Below are 13,174 nucleotides of genomic sequence, written 5' to 3' on the forward strand. Positions count from 1 at the left end.
AATGGCTATGCTGCTCTGCTACGCTTAGTTCCGTTCCCGCGCCGGCATCCCTGTCCGCGTGATTACCGGCGCTAGCCCTCGCGCGCAGCACCGTCATGCCGAGCCGGCGCCCTCTGCCGGCCTTGAGACACCATCACCAAGGAGACGACGCTTGGAACTGCTTCAATATGCTTTGGACAACATGGAGCTCTTGCTGACCCGCACCATCGAGCATATCTCGCTGGTGGGTGTCGCGGTCGGTATTGCGACCCTGACGGGGGTGCCGATCGGCATCGCCATCACCAAGAACGAGCGTGCCGCCAAGACCGTGCTCTACATCGCCTCGATCATCGTGACGATTCCTTCCATCGCGCTGTTCGGCATCATGATCCCGATTCTGTCGATCATCGGACAGGGCATCGGTTACATGCCGGCGGTCATCGCGGTGCTGCTCTATTCGCAGCTGCCGATCATTCGCAATACCTATACCGCCATCAACAATGTCGACCCGGCCCTTCGCGAAGCCGCCCGCGGCATCGGCATGAGCCAGAACCAGCGCCTGCGCATGGTCGAGATCCCGCTCGCCGTGCCGGTGATCATGGCCGGCGTGCGCACCGCTGTGGTGCTCAACATCGGCGTCATGGCCATCGCCGCCTACATCGGCGCAGGCGGGCTCGGCACCTTCATCAGCCGCGGCATTTCTCAGTCCGACCCGCGGCAACTGATCCTCGGCGCCGTGGCCGTCAGCGTACTGGCGATCATCGTCGACTATTCACTGCTGGCGCTGCAGAAGCGCCTGACGCCCAAGGGCATGGAGCGCGCCGCCGCCACCCCCTGAGCCGTCATTCGTGCCACATTCTGCCGACCAGACAAGGACCGCTTCATGATTCGACTCGATAACCTGACCAAGGTCTTCGATACGCCCAAGGGCGCCGTGACCGCCGCCGACCACATCAGCATGGAAGTCCCGAGCGGCGAGATATGCATCCTGCTCGGCCCCTCAGGCTGCGGCAAGACCACCAGCCTGAAGATGATCAACCGCATCATCCGCCCGACCTCGGGCAAGGTCTTCATCAATGGCGAGGACACCAGCAGCCTCGATACCCAGGCCCTGCGCCGTAATATCGGCTACGTGATCCAGCAGATCGGCCTGTTCCCCAACATGACCATCGAGGAAAACATCACCGTGGTGCCCAAGCTCTTGGGCTGGGACAAGGCCAAGTACCGAGAGCGCGCCCGTGAAATGATGCGCATGATCGCCCTGGAGCCGGATGCCTTCCTCAAGCGCTATCCCAGCGAGCTTTCCGGCGGCCAACAGCAGCGTATCGGCGTGGCCCGTGCACTAGCCGCCGACCCCCCGGTAATGCTGATGGACGAACCCTTCGGCGCCATCGACCCGATCAACCGGGCGGTGATTCAGGACGAGTTCCTGAAAATGCAGCAGGACCTCAAGAAGACGATCATGTTCGTCAGTCACGACATTGACGAAGCGATTAAGATGGGCGACCGCATCGCCATCTTCCGCGCCGGCAAGCTGGTGCAGTACTCGGAACCCGACGAACTGCTCGCCGCCCCCAAGAACGACTTCGTCGAATCCTTCCTCGGCGAGGACCGAGCCCTCAAGCGCCTCAACCTGGTCAAGGTGCGCGACCTGGCAAGCGACGAGATCGGGCTGGTGCGCCCGGACGATAGCCTCGAGACCGCGCTCAAGCGCATCGAAGAGTACGGCTATCAGAACAGCATCGTGATGGTGAACGACAAGCGGCAGCCGGTGGGCATCATCAACGCCGCGGTAGCCCGCACCACCAGTGGCCATTGTCGCGATCATTTCATGAGCGTGCCGGTGGTGGTCAGCCTCGACGACGACCTGCGCAAGGTCGCCTCTTTGATGTTTGCCAACGACATGACCTGGGTCGCCTGCGTCGATGATGACGGCCGTATCGTCGGCCAGATCACCCAGCGGGCGATCACTCATCACCTGGGCTCCCGCTACCGGACTCACTCTCGCGACCAGGCCACTCTGGATGCCGCGGCATCGCTGTCACCGGCCGACAAGGAGTAAGCCATGCCGACGCTGAACCTCTCTGGGGCAATGCGCCTGCTGGTGCTGGTGGCCGTCTTCGTGGCTGGGGTCTGGAGCCAGTCCAGTGGCGTGATCGACGACTTCATCTTCTACCTGCCAGATATCCAGTATCTGGCTGTGCAGCACCTGTGGCTGACCGCCATCTCCGGCAGCCTGGCGATCATGACCGCCATCCCACTGGGGATTCTGCTGTCGCGCCCCAGCATGCAAAAGGTCGCCGAATCCGCGATGCAAGTACTCAACGTGGGCACCACCATTCCCACACTTGCGGTGCTGGCGCTGTCGATGAGCTTTCTGGGCATCGGCACCGTGCCTGCGGTGTTCGGTCTCTTCGTGGCCACACTGCTGCCCATCACCCGTAACACCTACACCGGCCTCAAGGGCGTCTCGCCGGCTCTCAAGGAAGCCGCAGCAGGCATCGGCATGTCGCCCACCCAGCGTCTGCTGCGGGTCGAGCTGCCCAATGCCCTATACGTGATCTTCGCCGGTATCCGCACGGCACTGGCCATCAACGTCGGCACCGTGCCGTTGGCCTTTTTGATCGGGGCCGGGGGCCTTGGCGAGCTGATCTTCACCGGCATCGATCTCTACGACCCGGTGATGATGCTCTCCGGCGCCATTCCCACGGCCTTGCTGGCGATTGGGGTGGATATGCTGATCGCCATCATCGCCTTCCTGCTGGTACCCAGGGGAGTGAACCCAAGCCGAGCCTGATGCAGGAACCCAAGCCCGGCAAGGACGCATGACCTACGACAAGACGCATGACGGACGTCTCGTCATTCACCACCAATAATTAATGATCGATACATCACAGACAGGAGCGACACCATGAAAACCCTGATGACTCTGCTCACCGGCGCGGCACTGGCCGGCACCCTGGCGACCGCCCAGGCCAACGAGATCGTGGTCGGTGGCAAGAACTTCACCGAGCAACAAATCCTTGCCAGCATGACCAGCCAGTACCTCGACGGCCTGGGCTATGACGTCGAGAAGCGCTCGGGCATGGGCTCCGCCGTGCTGCGCCAGGCCCAAGAAAACGGCCAGATCGACCTGTACTGGGAATACACCGGCACCTCGCTGATCAACTACAACGACGTCACCGAACGCCTGTCGCCGCAAGACACCTACACGCGGGTCAAGGAACTCGATGCCGAGAAGGGCCTGGTCTGGCTCGCGCCCTCCGATGCCAACAACACCTACGCCCTGGCCATGCGCGAAGAGGATGCCCAGAAACGCGGCATCGAGACACTTTCCGACCTTGCTGCGGCGATCAACGACGGTGACGAGCTGACCTTCGCCCTGAATGCCGAGTTCTACGCTCGCGAGGACGGCTGGCGCCCGCTGCAACAGGCCTATGACTTCCGGGTCGGCCGCGGCGACGTCAAGCGCATGGATTCCGGGCTGGTCTACCAGGCGCTGCGCGATGGCCAGGTCGACGTCGGTCTGGTATTCGCCACCGATGGCCGCATTCCGGCTTTCAACTTCCAGGTGCTTGAAGACGACCAGAGCTACTTCCCGGCCTATGCCCTGACCCCGGTGGTACGAGAAGAAACACTCTCGGCCAACCCTGATCTCGAGGCTCAGATGAACGCACTTTCCGCCCTGCTCGACGACAACACCATGTCCAGCCTCAACGCCCAAGTTGACGTCGAAAAAGAAACCATCGAGCAGGTTGCCGAAGGCTTCCTCAAGCAACACGAAATGCTGTGATCGGCGCCTGAGTGGGTATCGCCCCGCTTGCGTGATCGTCTCGAAGGCCGCCCCAGAGCGGCCTTCTTTTTGCCACCCGCCCTGCTTGCGAGATCACTGCCATGCCTGAGCCGACGAAACAGGAACTCACCGCGCACGAGTCCACAGAGGCGTCGATTCCTCTCGACTGGATACACCGGGTCGATCTTTCGACCCTCAACGAGGGCGACCTGCACCAAGCCAAGCGCTGCCTGCTCGACCTGCTGGGCGTGGCCGCCGGCGCCACCCGCACAGCGCTTGCCGACAAGGCCGCGCGCTTCGTGACCACACAGCACGGCGGTAACCGTCCGCTGCTGTTCGCCCCGGGGCGGGCCTCGCCCACCGGCGCCGCCTTGCACGGCGCCTGGCTTATCGATGCGCTCGATGCCCACGACGGCCAGGTGCTGACCAAGGGGCATTGCGGCGTGGCGTTACTGCCCGGCCTGCTTGCCCTGCCCGAGACCACCAAGCTGTCGGGACACGACTTTCTTGCCCTGCTGGTCTACGGCTATGAAATTGCCACCCGTGCCGGCATTGCCCTGCATGCGCAGAGCCCTGACTACCACACCTCCGGTGCCTGGAACGCGCTAGGCGTCGCCGCTGTGGCCGCACGCCTGCGCGGCTTCGACATCGAGCCCCTGCATCACGCACTGGGTATCGCCGAGTTCTATGGCCCGCGCAGCCAGATGATGCGCTGCATCGACCACCCGACGATGCTCAAGGACGGCTCCGGCTGGGGTGCCATGACCGGTATCTCGGCGGCCCTGCTGGCCGAGGACGGCTTCACCGGCGCCCCGGCGCTGACCGTGACGGCACCAGAAGTCGCCTCCCTATGGCAGGACCTGGGCAAACGCTGGTACGTGCATGAACAGTACTTCAAGGCCTATCCGGTGTGCCGCTGGGCGCAACCGGCGGTAGAAGCCGTGCTCGCACTCCCGGCGGATAAGCGCGAGCCGGCAAGGATCGAGCGCATCGAGATCGTCACCTTCCATGAGGGCAAGCGCCTGCATGTGACCCACCCCACCACCACCGAGCAGGCCCAATACAGCCTGCCCTGGTCGGTGGCATGCGCGCTTGGCCGTGGCAGCGTCGATGTCGCCGGCGTCTGCGACGAGCTGAGCGCCCCGGACCTCAAGGCCCTGGCCAGCAAGGTAGAGATTCACGAGGATGAGGCCTTCAACGCCCGCTTTCCCGCCGAGCGCTGGGCACGTGCCAGGCTGCATCTCGATAGCGGCGAGGTGATCGAAAGCGCCGACTTCGAGGCCCGCGGCAACCCGGACACGCCTCTCACGGATGCCGAAGTGATCGCCAAATATCAGGCACTGGCGGAGCCCGCGCTAGGTGAGCGAGCGACTCGGCTGCGCGAGGTGGTGATGAGCCTGGAGGCGCGGCCCATAAGCGACCTGCTGGCCCTGCTGGGCGAACCTTGAAGCACCACCATGCGGGTGCGATGATCCGCGGCAATGGCCCACCACCCCTTCCGTCATCCCACAGCGAGACGCGACCATGCACTATCAGGATCACCTGCGCGTCGGCGCCGCCCAGATCAACGCCACCCTGGGCGATGTCGATGCCAATCTCGAGCGCCATCTGGATATGATCGCCAAGGCTCGCCACGCCGGGCTGGAGCTGCTGGTCTTTCCCGAACTTTCCCTGACCGGCTATGGCCTGGGTAACCAGGTGATCGAACTGGCCTGCCCGGCCGAGGACCCGCGGCTTGCGGACCTCGCCCAGGCCGCCGGCGATATGCAGGTGGTGGTTGGCTTCGTCGAGGAAGCGAGCCCCGGCGAATACTACAACGCCCTGGCGATTTGTCAGCATGGCGCGCTACAGGCCGTGCACCGTAAGCTTAACCTGCCGACCTACGGCGGCCTGGAGGAAGGTAAGCTCTTCACTCACGGCAGCGAATTGACCCATGTGCCAGTGCGCCAGGGCTGGTCCGCGACCTCGCTAATCTGCGCCGACCTGTGGAACCCCGGCCTGGTGCATGCCGCCCTGCTGGCCAGGCCCACGGTGCTGTGCGCGCCGATCAACTCGGCATCCGGCATCGTCAGCGACGACTTCTCCAACGAACAGAACTGGGCCATCAACCTTCAATTCTATGCCATGACCTATGGCACGCCGGTGATCATGGCCAATCGCTTCGGCCCCGAGGGCGGGAGCCACTTCTGGGGCGGCTCACGCATTCTCGGCCCAAGAGGCGATATCCTGGCGTTGGCCGAGGATCGGGAAATGCTGATCGAGGCGCGACTATCGCGCACCGCCATTGCCAGAGCCCGCTTCGAACTTCCCACCCACCGAGACGCCGATACCCCGCTGGTACGCGAGCTGATGGCCGGCTATCGCTGACGCCGGCGAAAGCCCTCCGGCTCAGCGCCAGTGAACCGGATATCGCCGGTGACGCGCCAAGTTATTGACCAGAATCGCCACCCCCAGCATCAGGACGCAGCCGATGCCCACCGGCAGCAGCGGATACCACCACCCAAGCGCGTGTACCTCAGGGCCGCCGATGACGGCGATCAGCGCCGCGGCGGCACCGGGAGGATGCACGGTGTGAGTCAGTTGCATGACCAGAATGGCCAACGACACCGACAGCGCCACGGCCACCGCCGTCACCCCCAGTAGTTGGAAGCAGCCCACCCCCACCATGGCGGAGAGCATGCTGCCGAAGAGTACATTTCGGGGCTGCGCCAAGGGGCTTGCAGGCACGGCATAGATCAGCACAGACGTCGCCCCAAAGGAGCCCACGATCAGCAGCTGGCTGCTCAGCCAGTGAGCGCTCAGCCAACTGATGGCCAACATGCCGGCGAAGGCGCCAAACCAGGACCAGAGCGCATCGCGCCAGCAGGCGCGGTTACGCTGAATGGGTTCGCCGCGCATTTTCGAGAGATACGTTTTCACTCAGCCGCCTCAGCTGCCTTTGCACAAAAAGAGTGCAGGAGTCTGTCAAAGCGGATCAGGAAAGTGAAGTTCGCCTTATCTATATGACTATATCCTGACCTAATGGAACGCCACGCTCACCGCCGTGGCTACTGGCCACCTGCCTCTTCGAAGCGCATGCAAAAAAGGCATGAAAATCATCGTTATCTCGCCTTATACTGGAAGTGCATCGCGTGTCGAAAGATCGTTCCCAAGACTTGGACGTCTCGGATCATCAAGAAGAAGCCAAAAGCCATTTAAGCCACAAGGATCATTCCATGATGAAGAAACTCGCTCGCGTCATTAGCCCGCTGTTGATTGCCTTCCTGGTACTGGGCAGCCTGCCCGCCGTAGCATCCGTGCCGGCCACACAGGCCAACGACCTGGTCTCGACTCAGGATGCCCTCAGCGCTTCGCAAGTGGCCTCCGATCGGGAACGCATCAACGAGCTGCTAGCCCGCGAAGACGTTCAGCAGCAACTGCTGCTGCAAGGCGTTCAGCCGGCAGATGTAAAAGCCCGCGTGGCGGCACTATCCGACGAAGAAGTGTCCCAGATGGCCAACCAACTCGACGAAATGCCGGCCGGTGCCAGCGTGGTTGGCGCCCTGTTCGCGGTGTTCGTGATCCTGCTGGTCACCGACATCCTAGGCCTGACCAATGTTTATCCCTTCGTACGTTGATCGTATGACGCGCCCATTTCAATGGCACCTGCCGAACGCCCGCACTGCGGGCGTTCTGCTTTGTGTGCTAAGCCTTCTGCTACTGGCCGGCTGTGCCAGCACGCCGCGCATCTCGAGCCCCGAGCGACTCGGCATCCCTCAACAGGCGAGCATCGCGGATGTGCCCTTCTTCGGCCAGCGCGACTACCAGTGCGGCCCGGCCGCGCTTGCCATGGTGCTCAACGACAGCGGCGTGGAGATAGACGTCGATGCCCTGATCCCACAGCTGTTCCTGCCCAACCGTCAGGGCAGCGTACAGCCGGAAATGCTTGCTACCGTTCGGCGCCAAGGCCGCGTTCCCTTCGTGCTCGACAATGACATCGAATCGCTGCTCGAGACGCTGGCCGCCGACCAGCCGGTGGTGGTCATGCAGAACCTGTCGCTGCCCATCGCCCCGCTCTGGCATTACGCCGTGGCCACCGGCTATGATCTCGACCAGGAAATGATTCGTCTGCATACCGGGTTCAAGCCCAATCAGGACATGGCGCTCTCGACCTTTAACGCCACCTGGGCCCGCAGCGATCGCTGGGCGATGGTCGCCCTGCCACCCGGCGAGATTCCTCCCGGCATCTCCGCCCAGGCAGCGCTCAGCGCCATCAGCAATGCCGAAAGGGTGCAGGGCGCGGTTGAACTGCAACCCAGTTGGGAGGCACTCGTCGAACGCTGGCCGGGTCTCGCCATGGGCTGGTTTGGGCTCGGCAATGCGCGCTACGCAAGCGATGATAGAGCCGGCGCTGCCAATGCCTTCCGGTTTGCCACCCTGCACGACCCTGAGCTTGCCGCCGCCTGGCTCAACCTGGGGCTGACGCTACATGGCCTCGGTGAGGAGCAGGAAGCCCGCACCGCTCTCGAGCAGGCCGCCGCTCTGCCGGGCAAGTGGCAGGAGACGGCCGAAACCAAGCTTGCGGCACTCTTCCCGAAGGAGGCCCCCTGAGCATGTGGCAACAGAATGAGATTCGCCTCGCCCCGCGTTCGCGGGGCTTTCATCTGATCACTAGCGACATCGAAAGCGGCCTTGAAGGACTGTCTGGACTTAGCGTCGGCCTGGTGCACCTTCAGCTCATGCACACCTCGGCTTCGCTGACCCTGAACGAGAATGCCGATCCGGACGTGCGCCACGACATGGACGCTTTCCTGCGCCATATCGCACCGGGCGACCTGCCCTTCTTTCGGCACACCATGGAAGGACCGGACGACATGCCCGGCCATATCGGCGCCAGCCTATTCGGCACGCAGCTGACGTTGGCGATAAGAAATGGCCGCCTGGCGCTCGGCACCTGGCAGGGTGTGTGGCTTGGCGAGCATCGTGACCATGGCGGCTCACGGCGGATTCTCGCCACCCTGAACGGGGAGTGAGGGCTGGCAGCCAAGGCTGGCGTTAGGCTTCAGCCGCCTTGCAGCACCTCGTACAGCGCTTTTCCCAGCGTCGGCGCCATGGCCACGGCGTTGCTCGGATGGGCGATGCAGTCGGTGCTCCATACTTCGTTGACGCCGGCCTGGCGGATCAGCTCCATTGCATCGCCGGCGAAGAGCGCATGGGTCATCGCCACATCGACCGAGTCCGCACCCGCCGCCAGCACCGCCTCGATGGCACGGGCTAGGGTGTGGCCGGAACTGGCGATATCGTCCATCAGCACCACCTGACGCCCGCACAAATCGAGATCCGGCAGCGCGATCTCGACCCGAGTGTCGCCGTGGCGCACTTTCTGGCATACCCCATGCTCGAAGCCGGTGGCGGCGGCCGCCATCTCGATCCATTGGCTCGATTCGGCATCTGGCCCCATCAGGATCGGGTTGCTACGTTCCATCCGGATCAGGTCCGCGAGCCTGGGCGCACCGGAGAGCGTCAGCGCCTTGATGCGCGGCATCACCTCTTCGAGGCGCGAGATGCGATGCAGGTGAGGGTCGACGGTGATCAGTGCATCATAAAGCTCGTCGATGAAGCCCCCAATCAGCGGCTGGCTGACGATTTCACCGGGATGGAAGGCGGCATCCTGACGCATATAGGCGAGATACGGCGCCACCAGCACCAGTCGCTTCACGCCCAGCCTTCGGGCGTGACGGGCAACCAGCAGCAGTTCCACCAGCTTTTCATTGGGCCGGTCGAGGCTTCTGTACACCACCAGCGTGGCAGGCAGGGCTCCGTCGAGCGGCGGCGCCAGGGTCAGCATCAGCTCCTGATCGGGAAAGTCATGGCGCTTGATGAGACTTGCCTCAAGCCCGGCTGCTTCGGCCAAGCGCAACGCTGGCACTGCTTCACCCTCGAAATAAACAAGCCGGGTAGCCATCAGAACTCCACGTTCAGCCGGGTAATCTCATCCGCGCGGCCGATGTTAAAGGCATGATCGCGCTCACAGGACTGGCGTGCGAAGGCCATCTCGGCGTGATGGGCGGCATACACGCAGTAGAGCGGCTCGCCGACTTCGACCGTATCGCCGATGCGCTTAAGCAGATCGACCCCTGCCCCGGCGGGCTTTGGCGCCCCGGCCAGACGCGCGATGCGCGCCAACTTCAGATTGTCGATGCCCGTCACCACGCCGGCTTGCGTGGCCATCACCTCGAAACGGTGGGGCGCCAGCGGCGGATGCTCCAGGTCGAATGGCATGCCGCCCTGGGCATGTATGATCGCCTGCATCTTTTCCAACGCACGGCCGGAATCGAGGATATCTCGAGCGATGCCGAAGCCGTCCCCGCCGCGCACATCGGGGTCGAACTCGAGCATGCGTCCCGCCAGGCGCAGCGCCTTCTGCCGCAGGTCATTGGGCGCGTCGGCATGATGCGTCAGCACCCGCATCACGTCGCGGGCCTCGAGCACCGGACCGATGCCGCGCCCGATCGGCTGACTGCCGTCGGTGATTACTACATCGAGAACCAGCCCCATGCGCCCGGCCACGAATTCGAACAGCTTGCGCAGGCGCCGCGCCTCGGACATGGAGCGCACCTTGGCGTGTGGACCTACCGGCAGATCGAGCAGCAAATGCGTCGACCCGGCAGCCACCTTCTTGGATAGGATCGAGGCCACCATCTGCCCCGGCGAGTCCAGGTACAGCGGGCGCTCGACGGCGATCATCACGTCATCGGCCGGCGACAGCTCGCTGGTGCCGCCCCAGGCCAGGCAGCCGCGGTGGGTGCGCACGATTTCTTCCAGCGTATGAAAGGGCAGATCTACCTTGGCCAACACCTCCATGGTATCGGCGGTGCCCGAAGGCGAGGTGATCGCGCGCGACGACGTCTTGGGACACAGCAGACCATGCGCCGCGACGATGGGCACCACCAGCATCGAGGTGCGATTGCCGGGAATGCCGCCGATGCAATGCTTGTCGACCACCGGGTGCTCGTGCCAGTCCAGCCGCCGCCCGACCAGAGACATGGCATCGCTCAGGTAGAAGACTTCCTCCCGATCGAGCTCCCCCTGGCTGCAAGCGACGAGGAAGGCGGTCAGCTCGATCTTCGAGTAACGCAGCTCGGCGATATCGCGAATGATGTTTTTGAGATCCTGGCGGGACAGACGCTCACCGGCGATCTTGCGGTGCAGGGCCGGAATCGAGGCCGGGGGTTCGGCCTGAGAGATACTGACCGGATGCCCTTCCACTTCGCCAAGCGCCTTGAAGGCATCCTCGGAGAGCCCCAGCTGATGACAGGCAACGATGGCCGGATCATCAACGACATTGAGGCTCGCCAGGATACGATGGCCATTAGTGCGCACCTCGACCTTTGAGAGCGCCTGAAAGCCCTCGGCGCGATAATGCGCGCAATCACGATGCAAATAGGCTACGTTCTCGCGATAGGTGTCGATGCCCACCCGGCGAAGCAGCAACGGGGTAAGGGTGTCGTCATCAAGGTGCTGCGCGTCTCGAACGCTACCCTGCCCGGCTTCTTCGCCGGGAAAGGTACTGGCAGGCTTGTTGGGCGTACCGGGGTCGCTTTTCTGCGTCATCAATGCCCTCCCTTCAAGGCCAGGAAGCCGACTAAGGCAACCCCCTCCTCACCTGAGACAGAGGGTGTCACGGGTAATGCGGCCGAAACGGCATCTTCGAACATGGCTGTGCTCTGTGAAGGCCGCTGAGGCCTGGACTAAGCCTAGCAGTGCAGGTCGCTCGAAGACGCATCCGTCGTCGTTTCGGCGACGATCTCGGCGACCATCTCTGCGTTGCTCACCCCGACCTCACGAAACCCAAGGCTCTTGTAAAAGTCGCTGGCCACGTCATTGCCCGGCACATAGCAGACCGTGATGCGTCGCGCCCCCTCCTGCTCGAGAAGCGCATCCAGTGTTAGGCGCATGCCCTTACGACCAATACCGCAGTGCTGAAAATCCCTGCCCACCATCAAGCGGTAGATATTGAACTCTCTCGGTTTGCCTGCGTAGGCAAGCGACTCGTACATGATGAATCCCACCGGCTCACCACCGACGCAGATCGCCCGCGCCACGCTATGTTCGCTGAACAGTGATTCGGCAATCGAATAGGCATTGTCCGCCACAAACTGGCGCTGCTCATCCGACACCTTCAGGCGTGCTACCTGATCCCAGTTATGCTTGGTGATGGGTTCTAGAGAGATCTTCATTGCAACCGCCCTTTTCGCCATGCCCACAGGGCTGACGGTTCATGAAGCAGAGATGTCGCGTTGGATTCGATCGACTGTCATGCAAGTGTTGCTTGCTTCCCCTCACTATAGATCAATGGCGGAGAGGCTCATGATGAAGTGGCAGGCGATGGTGGCCCTGGATGAGAAGGGCTTAGATAAGATGGCGCCCGGATGGCGCTAGGCGGGATGATCTGAGAGATCAAGGGGCAGAAGAAGAAGCGGCCAGCGGTAGAAAGCCCGGCAGGGAAAGGGAAAGCGCATGGCGGCCGATGTCAGCCGGCCGACACTCCCTCTCAAGAGTGTCACTTCACGCGCATATTTCATCCACGGTATCGAACAGCGTCACTTCCTGGCGCTTCCACTGCCGCTGGGTCTTGATCCGGGAAAAGGGCAGACAGCGCTGATAGAGCGTGAACTTCCAGTCAGGCTTGCGGCTACCAAAGCCATCCACCAGCACCAGAATCGCGTCATTATCATCATCGCCGGGGCGAACCATGAGGTTATCGGTATTCAAATCCGAAATGACCACCGAGTAGCGGGTCGCCCAATGCTTCAACACAGCCAGCATCCGAACGAGCTGACTGCGGCTCACCTGCCCTTTGTGCAACGCCTCACGCAGGGTTAGCGCTGACCGCCCGTCATCTTCCTGAACGCGCTCCAAGGCAAGCCCCGGCCCTTGGCGGGTATTCACCCAACCGTAGCAATCGACGACATGGGTCAGCGGAACGTGTCGCTCTTTGAGGTGATTGAGATAGAACCACTCAACGATGCTCTGTTCTTGGCACTCGGCGTAGCGCTCCGGATGGCGCGCCACCTTGATGCACTGACCGGCATCATTCGGATGGACGTAACAGTCACGCTTGTTGCCCCGGCCAATGCGCAGGCTGTTATCAAGCTCGAGCGCGGCCTGATCAGAGACATCTGGAATCAAATACGTCAACGTCTTTCCTTGTCGCCTTCACGACACCACTGTCCGGCGGTCATTCCTCTACGCCCATTAACGCCCCGAGGCGCTAGTCCCCCTGAACACGAACGAGATATTTGGCAGGATGGCGCACAAAAAGATGACAATACTATTAAGCCCGCTAAAAAAGTCAATGTAGCGCACTTGTCACCGTCATCTGAAGCGCTCTCACGGAGCCCGATATATCGCAGGGCTGGA

14 protein-coding genes are annotated in these 13,174 nt (G+C 62.6%); 9 read left to right on the top strand and 5 right to left on the bottom strand.

The genetic code is table 11. The features are described 5' to 3' along the window. Positions 1 to 151 precede the first annotated feature (151 nt). The 6 genes from BLR71_RS16390 (at position 152) to BLR71_RS16415 (ending at position 6,139) form a co-directional block, all read left to right on the top strand. Positions 152 to 817 (top strand): ABC transporter permease, encoded by a 666-nt coding sequence (locus BLR71_RS16390; RefSeq protein ID WP_092528771.1) that lies wholly within the window; start codon positions 152 to 154, stop codon positions 815 to 817. A gap of 45 nt (positions 818 to 862) precedes the next feature. After that, positions 863 to 2,041, top strand: a complete 1,179-nt coding sequence (locus tag BLR71_RS16395) for an ABC transporter ATP-binding protein (RefSeq protein ID WP_092528773.1) — start codon at positions 863 to 865, stop codon at positions 2,039 to 2,041. A 3-nt stretch (positions 2,042 to 2,044) separates the two neighbouring features. Then, complete coding sequence (locus tag BLR71_RS16400) at positions 2,045 to 2,776, top strand: ABC transporter permease (RefSeq protein WP_092528775.1); 732 nt, start codon at positions 2,045 to 2,047, stop codon at positions 2,774 to 2,776. A gap of 114 nt (positions 2,777 to 2,890) precedes the next feature. Continuing rightward, positions 2,891 to 3,772, top strand: coding sequence for a glycine betaine ABC transporter substrate-binding protein (locus BLR71_RS16405; RefSeq protein WP_092528777.1), 882 nt, complete (start codon positions 2,891 to 2,893; stop codon positions 3,770 to 3,772). Between the two features lie 101 nt (positions 3,773 to 3,873). Next, positions 3,874 to 5,220, top strand: a complete 1,347-nt coding sequence (locus BLR71_RS16410) for an MmgE/PrpD family protein (protein ID WP_092528779.1) — start codon at positions 3,874 to 3,876, stop codon at positions 5,218 to 5,220. A 76-nt stretch (positions 5,221 to 5,296) separates the two neighbouring features. Further along, positions 5,297 to 6,139, top strand: a complete 843-nt coding sequence (locus BLR71_RS16415; RefSeq protein ID WP_092528781.1) for a nitrilase-related carbon-nitrogen hydrolase — start codon at positions 5,297 to 5,299, stop codon at positions 6,137 to 6,139. Positions 6,140 to 6,160: 21 nt separating this feature from the next. On the opposite strand, the gene BLR71_RS16420 is transcribed toward BLR71_RS16415, so the two are convergent. Then, positions 6,161 to 6,691: an HPP family protein gene (locus BLR71_RS16420; RefSeq protein WP_092528783.1), complete on the bottom strand. Its 531-nt coding sequence runs from the start codon at positions 6,689 to 6,691 to the stop codon at positions 6,161 to 6,163. 299 nt (positions 6,692 to 6,990) lie between these two features. On the opposite strand from BLR71_RS16420, the gene BLR71_RS16425 reads away from it, so the two are divergent. From BLR71_RS16425 to BLR71_RS16435, 3 genes are read left to right on the top strand one after another with little or no spacing between them, the layout of a single operon-like run. Continuing rightward, positions 6,991 to 7,389, top strand: a complete 399-nt coding sequence (locus BLR71_RS16425; RefSeq protein WP_092528831.1) for a PA2779 family protein — start codon at positions 6,991 to 6,993, stop codon at positions 7,387 to 7,389. Between the two features lie 4 nt (positions 7,390 to 7,393). After that, complete coding sequence (locus BLR71_RS16430) at positions 7,394 to 8,362, top strand: PA2778 family cysteine peptidase (RefSeq protein ID WP_092528785.1); 969 nt, start codon at positions 7,394 to 7,396, stop codon at positions 8,360 to 8,362. 2 nt (positions 8,363 to 8,364) lie between these two features. After that, positions 8,365 to 8,784, top strand: coding sequence for a secondary thiamine-phosphate synthase enzyme YjbQ (locus BLR71_RS16435; RefSeq protein ID WP_092528787.1), 420 nt, complete (start codon positions 8,365 to 8,367; stop codon positions 8,782 to 8,784). Between the two features lie 29 nt (positions 8,785 to 8,813). On the opposite strand, the gene BLR71_RS16440 is transcribed toward BLR71_RS16435, so the two are convergent. From BLR71_RS16440 to BLR71_RS16455, 4 genes are all read right to left on the bottom strand, one after another. Beyond that, on the bottom strand, positions 8,814 to 9,716 hold the full coding sequence (locus tag BLR71_RS16440; RefSeq protein ID WP_092528789.1) for a ribose-phosphate diphosphokinase: 903 nt from the start codon (positions 9,714 to 9,716) through the stop codon (positions 8,814 to 8,816). Continuing rightward, positions 9,716 to 11,365, bottom strand: coding sequence for a thymidine phosphorylase family protein (locus BLR71_RS16445; RefSeq protein WP_092528791.1), 1,650 nt, complete (start codon positions 11,363 to 11,365; stop codon positions 9,716 to 9,718). Before BLR71_RS16445 ends, BLR71_RS16440 begins: the two co-directional genes overlap by 1 nt. Positions 11,366 to 11,508: 143 nt before the next feature. Then, a complete protein-coding gene (locus BLR71_RS16450; protein ID WP_175491715.1) occupies positions 11,509 to 11,991 on the bottom strand; it encodes a GNAT family N-acetyltransferase in 483 nt (160 codons plus the stop codon). 328 nt (positions 11,992 to 12,319) lie between these two features. Further along, positions 12,320 to 12,952 (bottom strand): YrbL family protein, encoded by a 633-nt coding sequence (locus BLR71_RS16455; protein WP_092528795.1) that lies wholly within the window; start codon positions 12,950 to 12,952, stop codon positions 12,320 to 12,322. Positions 12,953 to 13,174 lie beyond the last annotated feature (222 nt).

The organism is Onishia taeanensis (assembly GCF_900100755.1).
Classification (GTDB): Bacteria; Pseudomonadota; Gammaproteobacteria; order Pseudomonadales; family Halomonadaceae; genus Onishia; species Onishia taeanensis.